This is a genomic window from Mycoplasma sp. 1781, from assembly GCF_053851675.1.
The window spans coordinates 1-26231 of record NZ_JBSQBC010000012.1; the positions used below are offsets into that span (position 1 = coordinate 1).

Genomic DNA, 26231 nt, shown 5'->3' on the forward strand with positions numbered 1-26231 from the left:
TGGAAACTGAAGAGTCAAAAGCAGCTTATGATGCCAAAGTTAAAGAGGTCGAAAAGTTTGAAAATGATAATTTTTCAGATAGTAGATATAGTTCAGTCAAAAATAAGCTAGATTTGGAAGTGGCAGAAATAAAAACTAAATTAGGTAGTGGAAAACATACAAAAAAAGAGTATGATGAAGCAACTAAGAAATTAGAAGAGTTAATTGCTAACGCTTATGATGAAATACTAGAAATCGGAGCTAGATTAAAATTAATAGAAAAATTGCATGAAAAAGTTGCAGAAGCAGAAAGAATTGCTACTGAGCTCGATAGTAACAATGAATATAAAAATATTAAAGACGATTTAGAAAAGGTGGTTAAAGAAAAGAAAGATTCAGTAAATGTGAACAATACTAGAGAAGAAATTGGTAATGCAATTGGTGAGGTAGATAAAGCCATCAAAAAAGCTAAGAGTGAGAAGAACAAAATTGACAAAAAAATAAATACTGAAAAAGAAAAAAAGGATGCCGAAGCAGAATTTATGGCCTTGGAACGAAAGGTCGAAGATTTTTTAAAAACATTAACAAAACCTAGTCAAATGAGCATTAAAACTAATTTAGAAAATGAATTAAATAAGCAAAAACTAATAGTTAATAGTGAATCAACACTTAATAAAATCAAAAAAGCAACGGAAAAACTTACAAAAATATTTGAACAAGCTAAGTCGGAAGCAAACAAGGCCGAAGAACCTGATGATGGATTAACGCAAGAACAAAAAGATATAGTTAATAAGTTAAATAGTAAAACATTATTAAAGATAGATAAAATTACAGAAGAAGTTAAAAATTATATTTTAGAAGTACTTAAAGACAATAGCAAAGTATCTGGTGAAAATTTTCATTATTATTTCGGATACATTGAATTTAAAAATAATAGTTTTGAGTTCTCGTCGAAAAAGCCTACTAAAAAGAATAAAAGCAAAATAAAACATAAGAATCTTGGTATCGGATTTTTCGATGAGAAATTTATCAAACTTGTCCATGAAAAGGAAATAATTTTTCCAACTAATAAAACAGGTAAAAGTGCTCGAAAGGCGTTAGCTCTTGAATTAAAAAGTGATGGAAAAATAGTATTGCCATTTAAGTTTAAAGATCATACCAAGGTATATGAAATTGAATTATTTACAAGCAATGAGAAACCTAGCGACTATAAATAGGTTCAATGAGTTTTAAATATATAATTAGTAATTATTTTTATAAATAAGGAGCACGTAATGAAGTCTAGTAAATTATTAATTGCATTATGCGGAGCCAATGTTGGAACTATTGCTGCAGCCGCGGGAATATCAATCTATACTGTACAACAATCTATGCCTAGAAATGTTTTAATTCAAAAGATTGATCAATATGAAAAAGAATTAAAAACTAATATTTCGTTTAACGAAAACCAGAAGACAAAAATTAAGCAGGCAATAGAAGCTGCCAAGGCTTTTCTTTCTGGCACTTCTTCACAAAACTTAAATTTTGAAAATGCCATTGCGCAATTAGTTAATTCTGTTGAAGAAATTAAACAAAATCCAAATACTGAAGAAATGGATATTGACAAGTTAAAGAGGTTTGCAAAAAAATCGTATAATAACAAGTTACAAGAAGCTAAACAATTACAAATATTATTATCATCTCCAAGGTATGAAGCCATTAAATCTAGACTTGATTTATTTATCTATGAGTCAACAAAAAATATAAATGATGGCAGTTTAAAAAGCGACTATGACGAAGCAAAACAAAAACTAGAAGTAGCGATAAAAGAAGCTATACAAGCTAAACAAGAAATTGATACTCTCGAAAATATTAAAAATGATTTTAATGACAAAGTTAAAGAAGCAAAAGAACTATCAAACAAGCTTTTAGCTAATAAGTATTATGATGTTAAAGCAAGATTGGATCTATCCATCAAAGAAATAACTAATAATTTAAATAATAAAAGTAAAAAACACGATTATGATGAAGCCAAAATTAAATTACAAATAGCAATAGATGAAGCTTTAAAATTAAAAGAGCAAATTGATTTGGAAGAAAAGAATTTATTTGAAGCTAAAAATAAATATGAAGAAAAAATTAGTGAAGGAGATAAATTATCAAAAGAACTTGATGGTGATTTATACAAAGATATTAAACAAAAATTTGATGAATCATTTAAGAAATTAAAAGACCAAGTTACAAACAAGAGTACTAAACAACAATATGATAGTGCTACAAAGTTAATAACTGAATTAATAGAAAAAACTAAGAATGATAAAAAAATAATTGATGATAAAATACAACACCAATTAGAAGAACAACAACAGATTTTTTATAATAAATTATCCAATGATTTTCTTGATATATATGATGTCGAATTGGCTGGTGACAAATATAAAGATATAAAAGATAAATTACAGGAAGAAGTTCAAGCGATTGTTAATAGTGTTAGTGATAGCAGTACCATTGATGATTTTAAAGAAGCAATAAAAAAACTAGAAAAAGCTTTTGACAATGCAAGAAAAGCAAAAATAGAACTTGATAAGCAAACCACACCAAAGGTTGATGCTAAAAAAGATTATGAAGAAAAATTAAAGGAAGCTGAAGAATTATCAAGTTCTCTTAAGGAAGCTAAATACGAAAATGTCAAGAAAAAATTAGATGATTCATTAAACCAAATTAAAGCAAAGATTAATGATAAAACTACTGATCAAGAATATAAAAGTGCAACCAAGGAATTAGAAACTGCTATCGAATCTGCTAATAATGAAAAAAAGGAAATAGATAAAAAAGAAATTTTAAAACAAAAAATTGATGAAGCAAAAGCTGAATTTAAAAAACTTGAAACTGAAATTACTGAATTTATTCAAAAATCATTAACAAAGCCTGAGCATTCTCAACTTAAGATGAAACTTGAAGCTGAATTAGAAAAAAGCAAAGATGACATTAATAAAGAAAATTTAACAGCCAGAAAAATTCAAACAATTACAAAGAAACTTATGACTTTCTTTGAACAAATTAAGAAAGAATCTCAAAGAAGCGAACAGGCATCAGAAAATTTAAATCCAGAACAACAAAAAATAGTTGATAAGATTAAGGATAAAACAATTATAAAAGAAGCTGCCGTTACCGAGGATGTAAAAAATTCAATTATTGAAATATTTAAAAAGAAATCTAGAGTTAATGAAGAAAAGGTAAATTATTACTTTGGATATATAAGTTTTGATAAAAAAACTCATGATTTTAAATTCTCAGAAAAAAGACCAAAAGGCAAGATTAAGGCGAAAAATCTTGGCCATGAAATATTTGCTAGCGAATTCGTTAACTTAGTATTAAAGAAAGAAATTGTTTTTCCAACTTCATCTAAAGCAAGCAATGCTAGAAAAGCTTTATCGCTTGAATTAAAAGAAGACGGAACTGTCGTATTGCCCTTTAAATTTAACGGACATGAAAAAATTTATGAAATAGTGTTATTCAAAAGTGATGAATTAAAGAATATGCTTAAAACAAATCCTAGCATTGTAGAATAATAACAGTTTAAATAATTTAATAAATTTGATTAGTAAAATTTATTTTTAAATTTAGGGAGATTATAATAAAAATGAAAAAGTCAAGTAAATTATGAATCACGTTAGGTTCTATTACAGGCGCAGTAGTTTTACTTGCTACCGGTTTATCGGTTGGTTTAGTTATGAAAGCAAAACCAAAAAAAGAATTAGCACAACAAATTCAAGCTTTTGAATTAGAATTAGAATCTAATAGTAAGCTTAACGAATCACAAAAAACCGAGATTAAAAAGGTAATTGATGATGCTAAGAAAGTGTTAAATTCTGACAAATCATCAAATATTAATTTTAGAGAAGCATTATCAAAACTCGTTAGTCAGGTTAGTGAGATTAGGAAAAAAAGCTTTGATTCAAAACCTGATTTATTATTAAGCGAAGCTAAAAAAATATATGAATCTAAATTGAATGAAGCCAACGAATTACTAACTACGCTTTCAAAAGATGAATATAAAGAAATAAAAACAAAATTGGAATCATCTATTAATTTAGCAAAAAAAGAAATTAGCGATAAAAGTACAAAAGAACAGTATGAAAATGCTACTAAATCATTGATAAGTGCTATTGAAACTGCTAATAGTGAAAAACAATCAATTGATGTTCATAATTTAAATAATTCTAATAAAAATTTAGAAAATGCTAAAGAAGAATATGGCAAAGTTATTTCTAAAGCTAATGAACTAATTAAAACATTAGAAGCAAAACCTGAATACGCAACTATTAAGAAGACGTTAGAAGAAAAAGTTAATAAAAATAAAAAAACGATAACTGAATCAAGTTCTAAGGATGAATTTCTTGCTGCCACAAATGAAATTAATGATGCAATTAATCAAGCTAAGGCAGAAAAGAAAAAAATTGATAATAAATCAAAAACTGATGATACTAAAAAAGCAGCAAAAGACGATTTTTATAAATTAGAAAATGAAATTAAAGAGTTTATTAAGACATTAAAAAAACCTGAACAAGATGGTCTTAAAAATAAATTAGAGGCTGAGTTAAATAAACAAAAAAGTATTGTAGATCAGGAAAATACAACTTCTCGCAAAGTTAAAGATATTGCTAAAAGCCTTAAAAAATTCTTTGAACAAATCAAAAGAGACGCACAAAAAGCAGATACTACAGAAGAAACTTTAACAGCTGAGCAAAAGGCATTAGTTGAAAAAATAAAAAATAAAACAATTTTAAATAATAGCACCATTAGTGAGGATGTTAAAAAAGCTATTATTGAAATATACAAATCTCCTAAAAGTCATGATAAAAATGAACATGTGAGATACTTCTTTGGCTATTTAAGCTACAAGAGGCCAACAAAAGGACAAGAACCAATCTTGCAATTTTCTGAAAATTCAAAAGGAAAAAAGAAAGATCTTGGAAATTTATTTGCTAAAGAATTTATGGATTTAATAAATAGAAAAGATGTCTTATATGCCGGTTCAAATAGCAGAAGAAAAGCGTTATGTCTTGAATTAAAGGAGGATGGCAAAGTTGTTCTACCTTTTAGGTTTAAAGGCAGCGATAAGATATATGAAATAGAACTATTTACTAGCGATGAATTAAAGAAAATGGCAAATAACTAATTTAGTTATGTTATAAATTTAGATAAGTCCTGTACAATAAATGAATTGCACTAATAATAATTTTTGCGCTAAAAATGTGGGAGAAAATTAAAATGAAAAAATCGAGTAAATTGCTAATTTCGTTAGGTTCTATTAGCGGTACAGCTGTCGTGCTTGCAACCGGTTTATCAGTAGGGATCGTGTTACATGCTAAACCTAAAAAAGAGCTATCTCAGCAAATCGAAACCTTTGAGCAAGAATTAAAATCTAATAAGAAACTTAATGATTCACAAAAGTTAGAAATTAAAAAAGCTATCGATAATGCTAAAAAGGTGCTAAATTCTGATAAGTCAACAAATTCCAATTTTAAGGATGCGTTATTAAAGTTAGTTAGTCAAGTTAGTGAAATTAAGAAAAATACTATAGATGTAAAAAATAATAATTCATTAGAAGCTGTTAAATCCTTATATAACACTAAATTGGATGAAGCAAATAAGTTATTATCCTCGTTGCTAGATGATAAGTATAAGGAAGCTAAAATTAAACTTGAATCATCTATTAATACTGCTAAAAAAGAAATTTCTGACAAGTCTAGTGTTGAGCAATTCAAGCAAGCAGCAAATAAAATAGCCAATGCTATTGATTCTGCTAAAGAATCCAAACAAATGATAGATGAACAACAGGGTAGTGATAATACAAATAATATTTTAGAAAAAACAAAACAAGAATATAAAAAGCAAAAAGATATCATCGATGATCAATTAACATATTTGAGTGGTCCTAAGTATGCGGAAATAAAGTCCATGCTGGAAAAGGAAGTTAATGAAATAGTTAAAAATATTAATGATAATAGTACTGCTGAACAATTTGAAGCAGCAACTAAAAAATTAAAAGATGCATCAGAAAAAGCAAAAAAAATGGCTGAACCAATCGATGATGAAATCGAGGCAAGAGTTGAATTTGATAATAATCTTAATGCCGCTAAAAAAATAAGCAAGGAATTGGAGTCAGATTCTAGATATAAAGCAATAAAGGATGAATTGGATAAAGTCATTCAAGAAAATGAAAATGCTATTAATGATAAAAGTACTAAGGAGCAAATTGATTCTATTTCATCAGTATTAATTGAAGCTACACTTAAAGCCAAAAATGCAAAAAGGGATATTGATGATGCACAACAAGAAAAAGATTCTAAGCTACAAGCACTAGCTTCATTCAATAAAATAGCTAAAGAAGTGGAAGATTATTCAAAAACTCTTACTAACCAAAAACATGCTGATATTAAAAAGCAATTAGACGATGAATTAAAAAAACAACAGGAAGTTGTTAAACAAGATAATTCAGATTTTGAAAAAATAGAAGATGCTACCAAAAAATTGTCTAATTTACTTGAGCAAGCAAAAAACAACTTAAATAAAAATACAGATGCCAAGAAAAAACAACCGGATGCAAATGTCGAGGAAAATCTAACTGAGGAACAACAAAAAATAGTTGATAAAATAAATAATAATTCAATTGTATCAACTAGTTCAATTACTGAAGATGTTAAAAATACAATTATTACTATATTAAAAGGAAATAGTAGGTTGTCAAATGAAAGAGAACATCACTACTTTGGTTATGTTACTTTTGATCAAAAAAATGATTTTATGTTCTCCGAAAAGAAACCCAACAAGAAAAACAAAGCAAAAAACCTTGGATCAGGAATTTTCTCAAAGGAATTTGTTGATCTTTGACATAAAAAAGAAATACTTTTTGCAAGTAATTCTAATAAGAAAAATAGTAGAAAAGCACTTTGCTTAGAAAAGAAAGCAGATGGTAAAATTGTTCTTCCATTTAAGTTTAAAGGTCACTCTACTATTTATGAAATTGAACTTTTTCAATTAGATACAAAAGCTTAATTTATCAAAAAAACACGCAAAATAAATGTGTGTTTTTTGATTGCAACTACTAAAAACTCAAACTTATGAAATTTGCTTTACATTGTAGATAATAAACCTAAAATTTGTAAAAAAACGTTTATTTATGTTAAAATAATAAAGCAATTTAGAAAATGGCGTTCGTGGCGAAGTGGTTAACGCTCCGGGTTGTGGCTCCGGCATACGAGGGTTCGATCCCCTTCGAACGCCCCATTTTTTATTTTATTTTTTGAACATTTTCACCTAATAAATGACACTTACGACATCTAGCTTCATATTCATTGTAATTACCTAATAAATTTAAGCTCTTATTTTTTATTTTTCTATATGAAGTAGTTGCAACATTTTGACATATTACGCAAATAGCATGCAATTTAGTAATTGTTTCAGCAATAGCCATTAAATTAGGCATCGGTCCAAAAGGTTGACGTCGATAATCTTGGTCAAGTCCAGCAATTATTATTAAATATCCCTTGTTTGCCAAATCATCGGCCACTGAAATTAAATTATTTCCAAAAAAATGAGCCTCATCAATTAAAATTGCATCATATTTAGCTTTGTCAAGCAATTCATAAATATCTTCAATTTGTTTAATTGAAAAAGTTCTTTCTTTTAATCCACAGCGACTTACTATTTCGCTATCAGAAAAACGATTGTCATATTCAGGCTTAATTACTAAACTATTAAATTTAGCATATGATAATGTTCTTAATCTTCTTAGTAGTTCCTCGGTTTTCCCACTAAACATGGGACCTGTGATAATCTCAATCATACCTTTTGAGAATCTTTTATACATAATAAACCTACCTTAAATTCTGTGAGTTATTTATTGTTATAATAATAAATTATTTTCTTATATTACATTAAAATTATTAGTATAAATTTTTTTCTTTATTGGAGGTTTTTATGTCATTAAAAGCAGGGATTGTGGGATTACCAAACGTTGGAAAAAGCACACTTTTTTCAGCCTTAACATTAAATGAAGCAGAGTCAGCTAATTACGCATTTACTACTATTGAACCTAATATTGCAATAGTTAATTTAGAAGATTCAAGATTATATAGTTTAGCATCTCTTGTTAATGCTAGAAAAATTGTTCCAGCAACATTTCAATTTGTTGATATTGCCGGACTTGTCGAAGGGGCCTCGAAGGGTGAGGGATTAGGTAATAAGTTTTTATCTAACATCCGTGAAGTGGATGCAATAGTACACGTAATTAGATGTTTTGAAAATGCTGATATAGTTCATGTGAGAAATCATATTGATCCATTGGTCGACCTAAAAATAATTAATTTAGAACTAATTTTAGCAGATTTGCAGATGGTTGAAAATGTTCTAGGACGTATTAGCAAAAAGGCAATTAACTCAAATGACAAGGAATTAAAAAAAGAATATGAACTTTTGGTTAGAATTAAAGATTATTTATCTGATGAAAAAATGCTAAAGGATATTGACTTTTCATCTGAGGAATTGGCAATTATTAAAAATTATCAATTTCTTACAATTAAGCCTACTATTTATGTTGCTAATCTTGATGCAAATTCATACAAAAATCTATCAGAAGCAAAATATTTTTTAAGATTAAAACAAGAATTAGAAAAAAATAATGAATATATAATTCCAATTTGTATAAAAATTGAATATGAAGTATCTAGCTTTTTAAATGAAGAAAAAACAATGTTTTTAAATGAATATAATATCGATAAATCCGGACTTGCCGAACTTATATCTAAGAGTTTTTATTTATTAGATCAAGCTACCTATTTCACTGTTGGAGAAGTTGAAACAAGAGCTTGAGTGTTTAAAAAAGGAATGAATGCAGCTGAATGTGCCGGAATTATTCATACTGATTTTGAAAAGAAATTTGTTAAAGCTGAGGTTATTAAGTACGATGACTATATTGCTTGTGGTGGTGAAAAACAAGCGAAAGAAGCAGGTAAAATGATGCTAGAAGGCCGAAATTATCTAATGAAGGATGGAGATGTTTGCTATTTTAAGATAGCTAAATAAAATTACAAAAGAAATTTTTATAATGTATTTGTTTATTAAAGACAGGGATAATATATTAATTTTTATTTAATGTTTTAATTTTTAAAATATTAAATTGTAAGAATGAAGTATTTTATTAATGAATATTTTATAAAAAATAAAGGTTAATAATAGAACCAATAGGCCTAAAACTAGTTAGGGTTTTGGGTCTATTTTTTGATATTAAGTATGCATTTTTTTGTAAAAAATGCCTCATTTATTGTTGAAAAAATTTAAAGTTTTAAAATTAAGTTAAGGGGGATATATGAAAAAGATAAGTTTTTTACTAGGATTGCCGCTAGTGGTTAGTCCAATATTGGTTATCTCTTATACTAAAAATAGTAACAATACAGATGAAGCATTAGAAATAAAATATAAGGAAAAAGTTGGTGCTTATTGTTTGTGCGATTTTATAAGACTAACAGGGCGACAAGATACCAAAATTAAATTTATATCAGGTAATTTTTTTAATATTGATAAATATAACTATATAGTCGGCTATGAAAATGGTGGTTATTCAATCTTTGATCATGGTAGAGAAAAAATAGTAGAAGTTAATCCTTATTATATTTTTACGCCAGAAATGATGCTAATGTTTCCTAATAAGGATACAATAATATTAAGAAATAGCGAAACATCATTTGATTATACAAATATTCGCGATAGGGATAAACCATTTCCCGGTGACGTTCATAGGCCTATTAAGAAAACCAAAAATGTGACCGATGATTGAAAAGATCAATCTAAAAAAATTGAAAAAAATTTTAAAAATGTTAATTTTAGCAATTTTAATATTTGGAATTTAAACACCGTAAAAAATTCTAGTTTAACAGATTTCAAGAAAAATGGTATAAGAAATGAATACAACGGTTTTTTATATGCTGATGATGAAATTAGGTATTCATGATTTTTTAAATCAAACAACAATAAGGTTTTTGGAATTAATGATGCTAAATATTACACAAACGAAGAAGACTGAGGTGGAATATGCGGCTATATTGCCATAAATCAGATGATACTTTATAATAATTATTTTTTAAATCCTAGATATTTAGGATTTCAAGAAGAAGAAAAATATATAGATAAAACAGAATCCTTTGATGCAGGAATAATATATGATTATGACTCAATGCCATGGGAAATTATAAATGGTGACCTTGTTTATGATTATGAGTATGAAAAAACTCATCAGCTCAGAACATATTTTTCCAATTTAACTAATAATGAAAAAGTTAAATATTTAAAAGAAAATTATTTTTCTCCAAAATTAAATGATGTTTATATGAAAGATCTTTTAGAAAAATTTAAATTCAAGAAGGGTACAACATACTGAAATAGGAAAGAAATTATTAAAAATCTATTAAACAAAAAATATGTTGATTATACATTTAGTTATTGATATAACAGAAGCAATAATATTGTAAATTTTATTAAGGATAAAAAAATACCAGCATTTCTAGTTTCGGATACAAGAGAATTTAAGAATGGTGGATATGAATTGAATGGCGAATCTTCGCATATTTATGTAGCTTATGGAGTTTATGAAGATGGAAGAGCACTAGTTAATTTTAATTGATATGACAAATGAAATCAAGTTATTATTGATACAAACAACATTAAATGGCTTGAATATTTAGAAAATAAAGATCAAGGTGAACTAGGAAAATATTTTTGGGATGGTGCTAATTTTGTTACTGGAAGTGAAATTACAGAAAGATTAAAGGATTGCGAGTTAATAAAATAATGAAAAAGAAAACAAAAATTGCATTAATAGGCGCGCTGGTGCCAACTGTTGTGATTGGTGCTCCATTGCTTGGCTTTAGCATATATTCGGTGATAACACATTTAGATCGTCTTAATATGCCAATCGGACCATCAATGCCTCATAGAAATTATTTAGAAGATGTAACTCTTTATAAGGATGCCTTTAAGGGCGATAACATTTTAATTAAAAATCCTTTTAAAAAATATGAATTTAAAACCTCTAATAAAATAGAGGAAGTTAAAAAATATATAAATAGCATTAAGAAAGAGGGTTTTTATGTTATCCCATTGAAAATTAAACTTATAAATACATCAAAAGATAATAAAGGAGATTTTAGAGAAGAATTTGAAGAAAAAATATCAAATTTAAAGGATATAGTGCTATTTTATCTTCCTAAAAAAATGATTACTCAATTTCTACCTTATGGGTTTGAATTTGAGCAATGATATGCTACACCATTTCAGGATTTAGAAGATTTTAAAATTTTTAAAACAAGCTCAGAAGACACTTATAAAGACGTAACAAATTGAAAAAAAACAATTCATTCACCTTATCCTAGTTTTTTACAAACAAGATCTTTTCTTTCAGCTATTAATAAACATAAGGTTAAATATAATGATAAGGAATTGGACATTGCAGATATTATAATAATCGGAATAGATAACGATAAAAAAGATGCAACTTTAAAAATTTTTATAAATAGATACATACCTAGTGATTATTCAAAAATAAAGGAATATGAAGAATTGGAAGCAAAGGATGGTAGCGAAAAAGAGATAAATATTTATAATTTGCATTATTAACAGGTGGTGTAGTAAATTTTGTGTAAATTTATCTCCTGCTTATTTTTTGAGTAAGAGATTTGAGAATAGCTTACATAAATCTAAATTTATTATGTAAAAATAACCTAATAACATAACAAAATCGGAGAATTTAATCTCCTAAATGTTATTTGGTTATTTTAAATTATTATTATTATTATTATTATTCGAAAATTATTTGCAATTGGTTATAAACAACCCCTCAGTCAGAAACGGATTTCTCTCATTTTTCAACTTGATTTTGAATTGCAAAATAAATTATTTTTATTAAAGAGTCATCAGTAGGAAATGAAGTTTTATTTTTAGAAATTTTTCTAATATTTCTATTTAAATTTTCAATAACATTTGTTGTATAAATTAGTTTTCTAATTTTCGCTGGAAAATTAAAAAAAGTAACTAATTCATCGAAATTATTTCTTCAACTTTTGACTGCATAATTATATTTAAAATCTCATTTTTGTTCAAAAATTTCAAGAAACCTTGAAGCCTCATCTAGGTTGCTGGATTTATAAATATTTTTCATATCTTGGGTAAATTCTTTTAAATCTTTATAGTTAACATGTTTTGTCGAATTTCTTATTTGATGAACTATGCACTTTTGAATTTGTGTTTTAGAATAAACAGCTTTGATTGCTTCGTTAATTCCCGCTAAATTATCACTCGCCATGAGATATATCTCATGACCCCCCCTTAATTTAAGGTTATTTAGTACTTGAATTCAATATTTTGCACATTCAGATTCCCCAATTTCGAACCCAAAACATCCTTATATCCTTCCAAAGAGTATCTCATAACTATGTAAACTGACTTTTTAACAAGTTTATTTTCTTCTGTAACTTTAACCTTATTCCATCAATAAAAACCATTGCATAAGTTTTTTTAAGGGTCTATTTCTTCATTCCGTTATGTGTGGAATTATCTTATCAGTTACTCTGCTAACGAAAGTAGCATCAACTTCAACTCCGTACATTTCTTTAAGAGTTTGAGATATATCTCTCGTTGAAATTCTTTTTGAATAAAGACCGATAATTTGGCTTTCAATTTTAGAAATATCATACTGGTATTTTGGAACTATTGTTGGTTTAAATTCAGAGTTTCTATCTCTCGGAATTTAAAGTTCAATTTCACCTAAATTTGATCTTAGATTTTTAGAATAACTACCATTTCGATAGTTATCTTTTATTGCTTTTTCATGCTCATATCTATCGTAACCAAGGTGTTTTTTCATCTCTTCTTCTGGTTTTATTTGAATAAGACCCTTGGTATTTTGCTTAATAATTTCGCAAACCATTTCCTGAGTTGCTGATTTATATTTATCATATAATTCTTTTGCGCTTAGCATTTTAATTTCTTTTTGGCATATTAAAAAAATTTCCTATATAAATATTTTAATTTTAAATATTTGCTATTAGGAGATTTTTACACAAAATTATCTACAGTTCCAAAAAATCTCTTTTTCAATAAGTTTGGTTATTTCTTCACAAAAATTAAACTATTTTTCAAATTCTTTAATTACATATGAAGAATTGAATAGATATAATAAACTTCCTCAGTCAAGACCAAAAGTAACGATGTCACCGGCTTTATATTCAATATTTGAATCTTGAGCGTTGATAATCATATGATCTGAAGATCCACCTAAAATTTTTAGTTTTTCATCATATGGGATCATGGCATCAAACATTGTATCCAATTTACCGATTGCCAAAATAATTCTTTTTATATCACCAATGTCTTCAAAATAAGGAACATGTCCAAACGCATCAATTCCACAAGCACCAATTGGCAGTGAGCTTTTATAATCAACTTCAACAACTTCAACTTCGCATCTAAATGCATCACGATACATTCCATCAATTGTTTGACGGTACATATCTTCAGTACCAAAAATCATTGCAAAACCCATTCTTAAAACATTGATTTCTTCTGGCATACGATTTTCTCACACCATATGTAAACTTAATGAGTTTCCGCCTGACATATGAGTTAATTTGATATTAAGTTCACCCTCAATTTGATGTTGGATTTCAACGAATTGTTTCATTGTTTCATCAGATGGTATTCTAGCACCGTAACACCCGAAATTGCATCCTAAACCAATTAATTTAACACCTTTCATTTCATTAATTAATTTAGCTGATTTTAAAGCATCTTCTGGCAAAACACCTTCTCTCCTATCACCTAAGTCCACCATTAAAACAATTTCATGCGGCTTTTTATTGTTTTTTAAACAATAATCACTAATTTTTTTAATAACATCTAAATCGCCATTTAAAGATGAATCACATAATTCAATCATTTTTGGTATTTCAGAAATCATTGGTATTCTTAAAAGTTGTTTGTGACCTGGTATATCTTTATATATTTCAAAATTATCTAGCCGTGAATCTCCAAAGTTTTTTATGCCGGCCTCAGCATATAATTCCGCCATTCTTCTATTTCCACAAAAACCTTTAGTTACTGCTAAAACTTCAATATTTTTAACCTTACAAATTTCGATTGCTCTTCTAACGTTAGTTTTGAATTTAGTTTCATTAATAATAATTTTTGGGTATCCCATTTTTATTCCTTTATTTTAATTTAATTCCTATATTATTTGCTATTTTTAATAATTATAAATTCTTTTTTGCCATTTCTTAATAAGGCATATTTTTGTTCGTAATTTGTAAATTCTCAATTATTTTGCAACATCCTATAGTTTAAAATAATTATAGGAGTTAATGTGAAATATAAAAAATAGAAATCCAGAATTTAACAGATTTTGAGAAAAAAAGAAAAGATATTTATACCGATATAACTAATGAAAAAATTAAAAATAAACCTAATCGCCATAAAACATGAAGTTAGCCGTTTTACATTTCCTATTAAAACCTATTAATAAGAAATGCTTTACTTTTTTAAAAAAACAAGATACATTTGTAATGCATCTTGTTTTATAACAATTTTATGATATGGCAGGGGATGCAGGAATCGAACCCGCACAAATGGGTTTGGAGTCCATTGTTCTACCATTAAACTAATCCCCTAGACACATATAAAATTATAATTTATCTTTTTATATTTTTAAAGAAATCTTTTATTTCATTTATTTTGTCAATTTTTTCTCAACTTAAATTAAGGTCATTTCTACCAAAATGACCAAAAGTTGCGGTTGGTAGAAAAATTGGATTTAATAAATTTAGTGTGTTTATAATTCCTTCAACACTTAAATCAAATAATTTATAAACGGCATTAATTATTTCCTGTTCTGTATATTTAGAAGTACCAAAAGTCTCAATATAAATTGATTGTGGTCTAGGCAATCCTATGGCATAAGATAATTGGATTTCCATTTTTTTTGCAATGCCAGCAGCAACAAAATTTTTGGTTATATATCTTGCCATATATGCTGCAGAACGGTCTATTTTGGTTGCGTCCTTACCTGAAAACGCCCCACCACCATGTCTTGCAAAACCACCATAAGTGTCGACAATTATTTTTCTACCAGTCAAACCAGTATCTCCGGTTGGTCCCCCTATTACAAATCTACCGGTGGGATTTATTAATAATTCATAATCTAAATTGAAATTATGTTCTTTTAAAACATAGTCAACGATATTTGTTTTTATAAAGGTTTTAAATTTATCATAATTAAAATTTTCCTCATGTTGAATTGACATTAAAACTTTTTTAATAGTATATGTATTTTTTTTATCATCATATTCAACTGTTACCTGGCTTTTCATATCTGACTTTGCATATGGAAATTTTTTATGTCTTCTTAAATTTTCGGCGCGCTTTACTAATTCATGAGCTAGCACAATAGGCCATGGCATATAATACTCATTTTCGCAAGTGGCATAACCAAACAAAATCCCTTGATCGCCAGCACCTAATTCTTTATTATTGTTCTTGTTTACTCCCTGAGCAATATCAGGACTTTGTTCAGTAATTGCGTTAATTATTTTAAAATCGTTTTCCTTATAGCCTAAATTTTTAAGTATTTTTCATGCTTCCTTAATAGTATCAATATAACCTTTTGTTGAAATTTGGCCACCAATATATATGAGGTCATCATTTGCTATAACGTCGCATGCTACTCTTGAATATTTATCTTGCTTTAATAAAGCATCGACAATTGCATCTGAAATTTGGTCACAAATTTTATCTGGGTGTCCCGCACCCACAGATTCGCTTGTTAATAATCTTTTCATTGTATTTCTCCTTTAAATTTCTATAGCTATAATTAAAAACATAAAAAAACAACTCTATTTTATAGGTTGTTTTTTGACTAAATAAACTTACAAATGATACATGTTAGATTTTTTGTAAAAATCTCTGACTATCCACCTTATTCTATATGAACAGGTTGGCATGTTTCATCGCCGTCAAGCTAACAACTCTTTATGTATTTTAATTATGATAAAAGTATATCATTTTATAAGAGAATTATGCCATTTTCACTGATCGTTTTTTTAGTCTCATCATTTCAAATGCTAACTTGAACTTCACCAATATGTCTTTTTTCTAATAAAAACATTGCAATTCTTGATTGTCCTAGTCCTCCACCGATAGTTAAAGGCAATTTGTTTTCTAAAATAGCCTTATGATATGGACTTATTTTTGCTATTTCATAGTCATTTAGTTGATATTGTTTTCTTAGTGAATCACCATCCACTCTAATTCCCATACTGCTTAGTTCCAAAGCAATATCGTTGATTGGATCATAGACAATTAAATCACCATTAAGCATCCAATCATCATAGTCCTTAGCTCTTTTTGAATGTGGCTTATTATCATTTAATAGATAACCAATTTGGTAAATAAAAATAGCTTTGTGTTCTTTTGCTATCTCGTATTCTCTTTCCTCAGGCGAAATATTTGGATAGAGATTATATAGTTCATTTGAACTAATAAAGAAAATTTTTTCTGGAAGTTTTGTTGCGAAAATTTGATAAATTTTATTAATGGTTTTTTCTGTTTCTTTAAGGCATTTATATATTTTTTTAACAACCTTTTTAAGAAAATTAATATTACGATCCTTTTTATTTATAACTAATTCTCAATCTCATTGGTCGACATAAAAAGAATGGGTTTTATCAATATTTTCTTGTTGTCTTATTGCATTCATATCAGTATAGATACCTTCATAAACGTTAAAATTATATCTTGCTAAGGCATCTCTTTTTCATTTTGCTAGTGAGTGAACAATTTCGATATCTTCATTAATATTTTTAGGTCTAAATATAACTGGTTTTTCTCCTGAGAGACCATCATTTAAGCCACTACTACTTCTTAGAAACATAGGTGCTGATACTCTTGTAAGATTTAAGGCTTTTCTTAATTTATGTGAAAAAACGTCTTTTAGTTTTTCAATCGCAAACTGAGTTTCTTTTAATGTTAAACATGTTTTTTTCATAAAAGAATTTTAACAAATTAAACAAAAAAGTCCATTGAAAAATGAACTCTCTTTTAATTTATATTAAACTATTACTCTTTATCTTGAATTGCTTCAAAACCGGGCATTTTATTACCTTGAATGAATTCGATAGAAGCTCCGCCACCGGTTGAAATAAAACTGAATTTTGATTGGTATCCTAGTTTGTTAATAGCAGTTACTGAATCACCGCCACCGACAACAGAGTAAGCTCTTTCATTATTTGCAATAGCTATAGCAATACCTTTTGTTCCATTTTCAAAGTTTTTGAATTCAGTTACTCCCGCAGGTCCGTTTCAAAATATTGTTTTTGCGGAAGCGATAATTTCGTTAAATAGCTCAACTGATTGTGGGCCAATATCTAATCCCATATATCCATCAGGAATGTTGATATTATCTTTTGTTGTAAATAAAGGAGTTTTATCAGCAAATTCATCAGTGTAAGCATTGTCAATTGGTAAAACAATTTTGTCCTTATATTCAATTAAATATTGTTTTGCCATTTCTACTTTGTCATCTTCACAAATTGATGTTCCCACTTTGTGACCCAATGCTTTTTGGAAGGTATATGCCATTCCACCAACAACTAGAACTTTATCAGCAACATTGAATAATTTTTCAAGTACCTTGATTTTGTCACTAACTTTTGCTCCTCCAATAATAGCAACATATGGTCTTTCGAATCCATCTAATATTTTAGATAAGTGTAAAACTTCATTGTTCATTAATAAACCAAGTGCTGATTCCTTGATGAATTTTGCAATACCTGCCGTTGAAGCATGAGCACGATGTGAAGCACCAAAGGCATCATTAACATAAACATCTCCTAGGCTAGCTCAATATTTTGCTAATTCTTCATTGTTTCCCGATTCAGCCTTATCATTTAAATCCTCAAAACGAGTGTTTTCTAAGAAAATAATTTCTCCTGGTTTTAGGTTTGAAGCTGCCTTTTTAACTTCTTCACCTCTAGTTTCAGGAATAAATTCCACTTTTTTGCCTAGAATTTCAGAAAACTTTTCTACAACAACCTTTAACGATTTATTTAATTTGTCTTCAGGAGCTTTTATTCTTCCTAAATGTGAAAGCATAATTAGTGATGCGCCATGGTCTAAAATGTACTTGATTGTTGGCAATGCTGCATCGATTCTTTTTGTGTCCATAACCATTCCGTTAGAAACAGGGACATTAAAATCAACTCTTAGAATTACTTTTTTTCCTTTAAGTTCAATATCCTTGATTGTTTTTTTCATTTTATCTCCTATATTTTTTAGTAATTTAATATAAAATTTTTATTAATATATGTGTAATTATAATAAAATAATCTTAATTAATAATCAAACATATTAAAATGATGATTTATTGATTGTTAGGAGAAAGATGGCTCAAAAACAAAAAGATACAAGAACCCTGAATTATGATCCTGAGAGCGATAATATCTCAAGAATCATTACTGAATTTCAGTCATATAAGAAGAATGCTAAATTTTTTAAGGATTATTCTGAGATGGAAATTTTTAATTATTTTCAAAAGATGAGATTTATGAATATTATGGATGAAAGAAATAAGGAAATAATTAAGCAAGCCCAGAATAGACAAACACAATTGCAAATGAAGTATCAAACATATATTGAGTTCGATAGATGATCTGATTCTCCACAGGCAACACAAGCAAAACCAATTAGTAAACTAAGAAGAATTTTGGCAATTATTTTTGTAATAATTATTCAAATCATTGTCTTGATAGTAATTATTAAATTAGCAAATGGTAATTCATAAAATTAGATGAGGTTTTTAATGGTTGAATATATTATTTTATTTTTTGTAATCTTTATTTCGGTTGTTTTATCAGTTAATTATATTATTAACATTGTAAATGCCAAGAAGAAAAATAAGTCTATTAAAAAGAGCCTTGGAAGCTCAACTAAAATTAGAATAATTTATCAATTGAGAGAAGCGTTAGAGAAGCTTTCGGCAACAAAAACTGGTGCAATTATAACAATTGAAAATAATGATAATTTAGACCCGCTAAGAACAGATGGAATTATTTTGGATGCGAATATTTCTTCCTCGATCTTAATTTCTATTTTTAATAAACATAGCCCCTTACATGATGGCGCGGTTATTATAAGAAATAATAAAATTTACTATGTTGCTACATTTTATAAAATAACTAAGAAGTCAATTGATAATAAATATGGTGCAAGACATCGAGCCGGAATGGGAATTTCTGAAATGAGTGATGCTTCAACATTAATTGTGAGCGAAGAAAACGGTGGTATAACGCTTGCTGAAAATGGCGTACTACAGTCTGTTCCTTTAGAACAATTGCAAATAGTTTTAGGTAGAATTTTAAGGGATTCTAATTAATAACTATTAATTTAGTATTATTATATTTTGTGATTTTTTGATAATTAAAAATGAAAAAACAACTTAAATTAAATTGAAAAATTTATATTACTTTTTTAAAGTTTTTATAATAAAAGTTTTAAAAAAATTTTAAAAATTTTTATTTTTGTTAAAATTATTTCATTACTTATTTACTTTAAAAATCAATGTTAAACGCCTTAATTTGGACAGGACATAGATGAAAGGCTATGCTTAGGTGGTTAAACGCGTTTAATCTTAAAGATTTTAATATCTATAAAAAAATTAAAAATTTATATAGTTAACTCGAAAGGAAAAAAAATGGCAAAAGTAGATTTTGACCGTTCAAAAGCTCACGTTAACGTTGGAACAATTGGTCACGTTGACCATGGTAAAACAACATTAACAGCTGCGATAGCAACAGTTTTATCTAAAAAAGGTTTATCAGAAGCTAGAGATTACGCTTCAATCGATAATGCCCCAGAAGAAAAAGCACGTGGTATTACAATTAACACCTCACACATCGAATACCAAACAGAAAAGCGTCACTATGCACACGTTGACTGTCCAGGTCACGCTGACTATGTTAAAAATATGATTACAGGTGCCGCTCAAATGGATGGTGCAATATTAGTAGTTGCTGCTACTGATGGCCCTATGCCTCAAACACGTGAACACATTTTATTGGCAAAACAAGTTGGTGTTCCTAAAATTGTTGTTTTCCTAAACAAAATTGATATGTTTAGTGATGATGAAAGAGAAGAAATGATTGGTTTAGTTGAAATGGATATCCGTGGATTGCTAAACGAATATGGTTTCGATGGAGACAATACACCTGTTATTGCCGGTTCAGCTCTTAAAGCATTACAAGGCGACGCCGCTTATGAGCAACAAATTATGGACTTAATGGATGCTGTTGATACATACATTGAAGAACCAAAACGTGAAACAGAAAAACCATTCTTAATGGCTATTGAAGACGTTTTCACAATTACAGGACGTGGAACAGTTGCAACTGGTAGAGTTGAACGTGGTGTTTTATCACTTAACGAAGAAGTTGAAATTGTTGGATTAAAGCCAACTAAGAAAACAGTTGTTACCGGTATCGAAATGTTTAGAAAGAACCTAAAAGAAGCTCAAGCTGGGGATAATGCTGGTTTATTACTACGTGGTATTGATAGATCAGAAATTGAACGTGGACAAGTTTTAGCAAAACCTAAAACAATCGTTCCTCACACAGAATTTGAAGCTACAGTTTATGTTCTTAAAAAAGAAGAAGGTGGACGTCACACACCTTTCTTCCAAAACTATAAACCACAATTCTACTTCCGTACAACAGACGTTACAGGTGGAATTGCATTCATCGGACAACGTGAAATGGTTATGCCAGGGGATACAGTTGAATTAAAAGTTACTTTAATTGCACCTATTGCTGTTGAAGAAGGAACAAGATTCTCAATCCGTGAAGGTGGTAGAACTGTTGGTGCCGGAACTGTAACAAAGATTACAAAATAATTTTAGTTTGAAAAATATGCTGCACAATATGTGCAACATATTTTTTTATTTTTTTTAAATGTCATCAGAAATTAGGGCATTTATTTTATTTTTCTTCTTTTCAGTGGTTTCCTTTATAACGGGGGCAGGAATGCCTAATTCATTAGAGTTTTTGCTAATTTTATTAATGACTTCGTTTGTATATTTATATGCTTTTCCAATCTTTTTAGATGCTTGTCCAATAGAATCTAAACCATCAATAATATTGTTATTAACAGCATTGTATTTATTTTGAATTTCGATAAATAAATCTTTAATTTTTTCAATATCTTTTGCAACTCTATAATTTTGGTTTTGAACAGAGTAACTATATATAAAAGCCATCATAAAACTTGGGCCTATTATTAATATTTTATAATCATTGAATATTGCAGGTATAAAGTTATTGTCTTGAATTAATGTTAGGTGTATGCTCTCAGATGGCAGAAATAATATGGCAAAAGGTGTAGTATTATGATATGGTTTGATATATTTATCTCTAATACTTTTAGCCATTTCTTTAAGTTTATCTCTTAATTTTTTAAGAGCATCCTTTTTATCTACTTCATTTTCCTTATCAATATATTTATTTCATGTATCTAAAGGAAATTTGCTATCAATCGGAATAATGATTTCTTGTTCTTTGCCATCAATAATATTTTTTGACCTAATAACAAAATCTACTTTTTCATCACTTTTTGGATCAATTTTATATTGTTCAAATCAGAGATTATTTTTAAGTGACGGAAAATGGTTTTCTAAAATTTGTCTTAATGAGAATTCACCAAAATTTCCTACAGTTTTATTGTTTGAAAAAGCTTTGTTAAGATCAATAACACTTTTTTGAATAGTGCTAAATTCAGTCATGCCTTTGTTCATTTCATCCATCGAGCTCTTGATATTATTAAAATGTTCATTGATTTGTTTTGTTAATTTATCTTCAAAGTGTTTATCTATTTTTGTTTTAATTTCTTCAAATCACTCACGATTTCTTTTAGTTATATCTTCAAGTCTTGTATTAACATTTTCTCTTAAAACATTTGATAATTTATTTAGATCTTCATTTTGAACCTTATTACTTTCTTTTATAACACTAGCTATTCGAACCAAATTATTGTTGATTATTTCATTATAAGACTTTCCAAATTCATTTATTGTTTTGTTTAATTCATTTTTTAAATTATTTATTTTATCACCAATGATTTCAGTTAAAAAACCTTTTTGATTTAGTTCTAACTTATCTAATTTTATTTCAATATGGTTATTAATTTCATTTAGATGGTTTTGGATTTCATTTTTTATAATTTCCTCAGTTTTTGTTTTTGCCTTTTCAGCTCTTAATCTTTGTGTGATTAAATAAGATAATATGGAAACTATTCCTATTAGTGCTAATGCACTAATTACAATCAAGGCAATTAAAAGATTATTCATATTTTTACCTCCTTATTTTTAGAATAATGCTATTAATAATTTAAACATAAATAATGTAATATTTTTTGGTTATTTCAAATATTCAAAAAATAGCCTTAATTATTATAAAATTTATTGTAATTATGAAGAAAATGCAAAAAAAAATATTTCTATCATCATTAGTTACATTACCTGTTTTTGCAACTGCACCATTAGTTGTTTCATGTAAAAATAAAAATCAAGTTGAAGAAGATAAAAGTCTTGAATTTAGTGCTATTAAACAAAAATATGAAAGGCTTAATTGAGATGATTTTCTTTTGGCTAAAAAAGTAAAAGATGAAAATATTTCTTATAAGGATTATACTTATGAATCATTCTTTGAGTGGGGTAGTGAAAAAGGGTTAAACGCCTTGGATAAAATAGAAATAAATGGTAAAAGTTCTGATTTAACATCAAAAGAGTCACAAGCGTTGGATAATAATATAACTGCTAAAAAATATATTTCTAAGGATTTTATTGATCTTGTTGATAACTATAATAAAACAAAAAATGATGATGAAAAATTGATAGTAATTTTGAGAAGTCAAAAACTCCCCTTGCCTGAAGCAGCCATATTAGTTTGAACTTGGTTAACAAAGAAAAAATATTTAAAAGAAGCCAAAAAAATTGAGGAATTAAAAAATATTAGTAGCAACAAGATTGTTCTATATGGCCATTGGTTTTATAATAGAGAATATGATAAAAATAATGATAGCAATAAAAAGTGGAAAATTGTTGGATATGTTGTCCCCACAATTAGCTTTAGTGCATTATTTTTATATATAATAATAGCAATATTGGTTAAGCGCAAGAAAATAGCTTTTAAAGCTAAGAAAGGAAGAGCTAAATAATGTATGCAATAATTAATAACAAAAAACCTGTTATTTTTAGCGATGTAGATGGTACGCTGTATCGAAATTTTGATTTAAGACCAGATACCGAATATGATATTAGGTTTGCTATTGATAATGGTGCTGATTTTAACATATGCACCGGAAATCCGGTGCAAGAGCGTATGTTAAATTTAGCTAAAAGACTAAATGTGAGATATCTTCTTTGTTCATCTGGTGCTGAAATATATGACGTGAAAAAAGCAGAGATTATTAAGAGTTGAAATATTGAATTCTCTTATTTAGAAGAAGTAATTAAAATTGCAAATGAGTTAAATTTACAAGTTATTTTTTGAGATGACAAAAATTATTTTTATCTAAAAGATGAAAAGATTATAATTGACGAGGTTATAAATTATCATTTTGTTAGTGACAAAAATAAGAAAATGATACCTAAATTGTGAAAAGGTGAGTTTATAAAACCTATTAAAATTGAGTTGTATGCCATTGACGATCAGCCATCAACAACACTATATGAAAAAATATATGATAGTATCAAACACCTAAAAGATAAAATGGAAATTATTGTGACCCATTGCAATATAGAAATTAATTCGTTAGGAGTTAATAAAGGAAGTGCCGTTAGATGAATGGTTGAAAATATTTATAGCAATGAAGAAGTAATGCTAAAAGAAGTTATGACTATCGGAGATAGTAATAATGATACCCCGATGTTAAAACTTACTGATTATTCATATGCAATGGATAATTCATCTAATGAAGTATTAAAAACTGCTAAACTTTTTACAAGTGATGTAGCACAAAATGGGTTAGGGGAAGCTATTTTGGACTATTTATATCGATTAAAGAATATTACAAGAAAATATATGTTTCATGAATTTATAAAGGAGAAGTAAAATGAAGGTAACAAGAATTGGACAAAATTATATTTTAAAGGTTAATAATATTAATAAATTATCTCCTTTTTTTAATGAAACTAATGTTAAACTAGTTGACTTTTTGGGTGAAGATCAGCCGTTAGAACTAATTATATCTGATAATTTAACATTTGAGGAATTGGGTAGATTAATTCTATCTTTCTATGGATATAATAAGAATCCATATTATCCAATCTTTGATACAAGTGAATTCGATGAGAAAGAACTTAGAGAAATAACTTTTGAAACAAGAGCTCAAAAAGGCTTGATTGCCAATGTTGATGACTTTTTATTCAAAAAAATAGAATATCTTGATAAGAAATCAAATTATTTTACAGCAATATTATCTGATTTTTCGGTTGTTTCGTTTGAATTTACTCTTAAGAAGGGTATTAAATACGCTGGAGTATCATTGGCCGAAAGATTTAGCGCTATGCTAAAGCAAAACACAGATGCGGTATTAAAGCATTCATTAAAATTTAATAAAACAAATAGGGTCGAAAATAGCAAAAACACAAGCGTTTTTGGTATGCAACTAGCAAAATCTTTATATGATAATAATTACGTATATGCTTTCCATAATTCTCTTGTTCCTTCTTTTGGGGAAGTTTCAGCTACGACGGAATTTTTTGATTTCGGTCTTCTTTCAAGATTAGAACTTTCAACCATATCTAAAGAAATTTCATCAATTTTTGAATGAAGAAGTAAAGATAAAATATATCAGTCATACTTCGAACACATTGCCCCTAGTTTAAATGACCATGAGTTGCTTAATATGGGTTCAATAGGTAATTTTTTTGGTTCGAAAGAATTATCAGAATCTGAACATAATGATGTAAAGAAAATTCAAGAAATTCTAAGTAATCCTGAAAAATATGCAAAATCTGAGAAAGAAATGATTGAAAAAGTTAAGAATGGTGATTTAGACTTGCCTTTTGATACTTCAAAAATTCAAACTCGCGATGATTTGAGATACGCATTTATAGAAAGTTTCGTTGAGCCTTTAATTGATATGGGAATTGATGAAGCAGAAATCGTTCAAACATTAAAGGAATTTGTTGCTCAGGTTAAACAGGGAACTTTTGTTCCTGGTGTGCCTGCGATGAACATTACGGACTTTGAAGATGAATCATTTATAAGAACTGTGCTTGAAATATATAGAGAAAAGAAGTCAGGAAGAGAAAAAACAAGAGACCAAGAACAAGAAACAATAGATGAAGATGAAATAAATTAGGTTAGTTCTTATAATATATTATTTTCATTATTTGCTTGTATTATAGAAATATAAAAAATAGGCCTTAATTAAGCTAAAAATGGTCTATTTTTTTAAATATGTTAATAAATATTCTTAATTCAAAATGGTAAACATTCATTATTAAATAATTAGAAATCAAACAATCCATCATGAATATCACATTTTATTATAGATATTCATTTTTTAATTTTTTATTTACTATTTAAAAACACTAATTTATTAATATAATTCTATATTATGAAACATAATAATATTATTATTAAAAATGCAAGAGAAAATAATTTAAAAAATGTTAATCTTGAAATACCAAGAAATAAATTTGTCGTTTTCACCGGGCTTTCAGGGTCCGGAAAGAGTTCGCTAGCATTCAATACCATCTATGAAGAGGGGAGAAGAAGGTATGTTGATAGCTTATCAAATTATGCTAAACAATTTTTAGGTGGAACAAAAAAACCTGATGTGGATAGTATTGAAGGATTGAGCCCTGCCATTTCTATTGAGCAAAAAACGGTCCACAATAATCCTCGTAGTATTGTTGGCACAGTAACGGAAATTTATGATTTTTTGAGATTGTTATATGCAAGAATAGCAAAACCTTATTGCCCAAATCATAAAATTGAAATTACAGCGCAAAAAAGCCGAGATATTATTAATTATGTTTTGTCGCAAAATGAGGGCTCTAAAATATTTATATTATCTCCAATAATTAATAATCAAAAGGGCTCTTTTGCTACCACGTTAGCAAAACTAAAAAAGGACGGTTTTCTCAGAATAAAAGCTAATGGTACTATTTT

At 27.8% G+C, this 26231-nt stretch carries 20 protein-coding genes, 2 tRNA genes and 2 pseudogenes; 15 read left to right on the forward strand and 9 right to left on the reverse strand.

The features are described 5' to 3' along the window. The 5 genes from ACWXVP_RS02445 to ACWXVP_RS02465 all read left to right on the forward strand — a co-directional run. The coding region (locus ACWXVP_RS02445; protein WP_456012917.1) for a hypothetical protein at positions 1-1196 on the forward strand (1196 nt) is incomplete at its 5' end. Positions 1197-1253: 57 nt separating this feature from the next. Beyond that, positions 1254-3530, forward strand: a complete 2277-nt coding sequence (locus tag ACWXVP_RS02450) for a hypothetical protein (RefSeq protein WP_456012918.1) — start codon at positions 1254-1256, stop codon at positions 3528-3530. Positions 3531-3601: 71 nt separating this feature from the next. Then, positions 3602-5140, forward strand: a complete 1539-nt coding sequence (locus ACWXVP_RS02455; protein WP_456012920.1) for a hypothetical protein — start codon at positions 3602-3604, stop codon at positions 5138-5140. Positions 5141-5232: 92 nt separating this feature from the next. Next, positions 5233-7020 (forward strand): hypothetical protein, encoded by a 1788-nt coding sequence (locus tag ACWXVP_RS02460; RefSeq protein ID WP_456012921.1) that lies wholly within the window; start codon positions 5233-5235, stop codon positions 7018-7020. Positions 7021-7175: 155 nt separating this feature from the next. Then, a tRNA-His gene (locus ACWXVP_RS02465) sits at positions 7176-7251 on the forward strand. A 4-nt stretch (positions 7252-7255) separates the two neighbouring features. Here the strand turns inward: ACWXVP_RS02465 and ACWXVP_RS02470 are convergent. After that, positions 7256-7834 (reverse strand): thymidine kinase, encoded by a 579-nt coding sequence (locus ACWXVP_RS02470; RefSeq protein ID WP_438340723.1) that lies wholly within the window; start codon positions 7832-7834, stop codon positions 7256-7258. 110 nt (positions 7835-7944) lie between these two features. Between ACWXVP_RS02470 and ychF the strand changes: the two genes are divergently transcribed. The 3 genes from ychF to ACWXVP_RS02485 all read left to right on the forward strand — a co-directional run bounded on the left by ychF (position 7945) and on the right by ACWXVP_RS02485 (position 11634). Next, on the forward strand, positions 7945-9048 hold the full coding sequence (gene ychF / locus ACWXVP_RS02475; RefSeq protein ID WP_456012923.1) for a redox-regulated ATPase YchF: 1104 nt from the start codon (positions 7945-7947) through the stop codon (positions 9046-9048). A 283-nt stretch (positions 9049-9331) separates the two neighbouring features. Further along, positions 9332-10810 (forward strand): putative cysteine peptidase, encoded by a 1479-nt coding sequence (locus ACWXVP_RS02480; RefSeq protein WP_455966045.1) that lies wholly within the window; start codon positions 9332-9334, stop codon positions 10808-10810. After that, complete coding sequence (locus tag ACWXVP_RS02485; RefSeq protein WP_455994744.1) at positions 10810-11634, forward strand: hypothetical protein; 825 nt, start codon at positions 10810-10812, stop codon at positions 11632-11634. The genes ACWXVP_RS02480 and ACWXVP_RS02485 overlap by 1 nt, the downstream gene beginning before the upstream one ends. 181 nt (positions 11635-11815) lie before the next feature. On the opposite strand, the gene ACWXVP_RS02490 is transcribed toward ACWXVP_RS02485, so the two are convergent. The 7 genes and pseudogenes from ACWXVP_RS02490 to ACWXVP_RS02520 all read right to left on the reverse strand — a co-directional run bounded on the left by ACWXVP_RS02490 (position 11816) and on the right by ACWXVP_RS02520 (position 18318). Continuing rightward, positions 11816-12400, reverse strand: coding sequence for an IS256 family transposase (locus ACWXVP_RS02490; RefSeq protein ID WP_456012937.1), 585 nt, complete (start codon positions 12398-12400; stop codon positions 11816-11818). A 96-nt stretch (positions 12401-12496) separates the two neighbouring features. Further along, positions 12497-12994 (reverse strand): annotated as a pseudogene (locus tag ACWXVP_RS02495) (transposase). Between the two features lie 150 nt (positions 12995-13144). Continuing rightward, complete coding sequence (locus tag ACWXVP_RS02500; RefSeq protein ID WP_456012925.1) at positions 13145-14212, reverse strand: alanine/ornithine racemase family PLP-dependent enzyme; 1068 nt, start codon at positions 14210-14212, stop codon at positions 13145-13147. 392 nt (positions 14213-14604) lie between these two features. Continuing rightward, positions 14605-14678: transfer RNA gene (locus ACWXVP_RS02505), tRNA-Trp, on the reverse strand. A gap of 21 nt (positions 14679-14699) precedes the next feature. After that, a complete protein-coding gene (gene metK / locus ACWXVP_RS02510; protein WP_456012927.1) occupies positions 14700-15845 on the reverse strand; it encodes a methionine adenosyltransferase in 1146 nt (381 codons plus the stop codon). Positions 15846-16069: 224 nt separating this feature from the next. After that, on the reverse strand, positions 16070-17050 hold the full coding sequence (asnA, locus tag ACWXVP_RS02515; RefSeq protein ID WP_455966037.1) for an aspartate--ammonia ligase: 981 nt from the start codon (positions 17048-17050) through the stop codon (positions 16070-16072). 71 nt (positions 17051-17121) lie between these two features. Then, complete coding sequence (locus ACWXVP_RS02520) at positions 17122-18318, reverse strand: phosphoglycerate kinase (RefSeq protein ID WP_456012929.1); 1197 nt, start codon at positions 18316-18318, stop codon at positions 17122-17124. A gap of 127 nt (positions 18319-18445) precedes the next feature. Here ACWXVP_RS02520 and ACWXVP_RS02525 point away from each other — a divergent pair, with 127 nt between their 5' ends. From ACWXVP_RS02525 to tuf, 3 genes are all read left to right on the forward strand, one after another. Beyond that, positions 18446-18844 carry a hypothetical protein gene (locus ACWXVP_RS02525; protein ID WP_455994750.1) on the forward strand — a complete coding sequence of 133 codons (399 nt, stop codon included), beginning with the start codon at positions 18446-18448 and terminating at the stop codon, positions 18842-18844. A gap of 18 nt (positions 18845-18862) precedes the next feature. Continuing rightward, a complete protein-coding gene (locus ACWXVP_RS02530; protein WP_438340733.1) occupies positions 18863-19435 on the forward strand; it encodes a diadenylate cyclase in 573 nt (190 codons plus the stop codon). Positions 19436-19753: 318 nt separating this feature from the next. After that, entirely contained in the window at positions 19754-20947 is a 1194-nt protein-coding gene (gene tuf, locus ACWXVP_RS02535) for an elongation factor Tu (RefSeq protein ID WP_438340734.1), read from the forward strand. 54 nt (positions 20948-21001) lie between these two features. Here the strand turns inward: tuf and ACWXVP_RS02540 are convergent, their stop codons facing one another. Continuing rightward, entirely contained in the window at positions 21002-22396 is a 1395-nt protein-coding gene (locus tag ACWXVP_RS02540; RefSeq protein ID WP_456012931.1) for a DNA recombination protein RmuC, read from the reverse strand. 131 nt (positions 22397-22527) lie between these two features. Here ACWXVP_RS02540 and ACWXVP_RS02545 point away from each other — a divergent pair, with 131 nt between their 5' ends. The 4 genes and pseudogenes from ACWXVP_RS02545 to ACWXVP_RS02560 form a co-directional block, all read left to right on the forward strand. Beyond that, positions 22528-23265 carry a hypothetical protein gene (locus ACWXVP_RS02545; protein WP_456012933.1) on the forward strand — a complete coding sequence of 246 codons (738 nt, stop codon included), beginning with the start codon at positions 22528-22530 and terminating at the stop codon, positions 23263-23265. Beyond that, on the forward strand, positions 23265-24161 hold the full coding sequence (locus ACWXVP_RS02550) for a Cof-type HAD-IIB family hydrolase (RefSeq protein WP_438340737.1): 897 nt from the start codon (positions 23265-23267) through the stop codon (positions 24159-24161). Before ACWXVP_RS02545 ends, ACWXVP_RS02550 begins: the two co-directional genes overlap by 1 nt. Before the next feature lies 1 nt (position 24162). After that, entirely contained in the window at positions 24163-25416 is a 1254-nt protein-coding gene (locus tag ACWXVP_RS02555; protein WP_456012935.1) for a hypothetical protein, read from the forward strand. 258 nt (positions 25417-25674) lie between these two features. Beyond that, a pseudogene (locus tag ACWXVP_RS02560) lies at positions 25675-26231 on the forward strand (excinuclease ABC subunit UvrA); the annotation flags it as partial.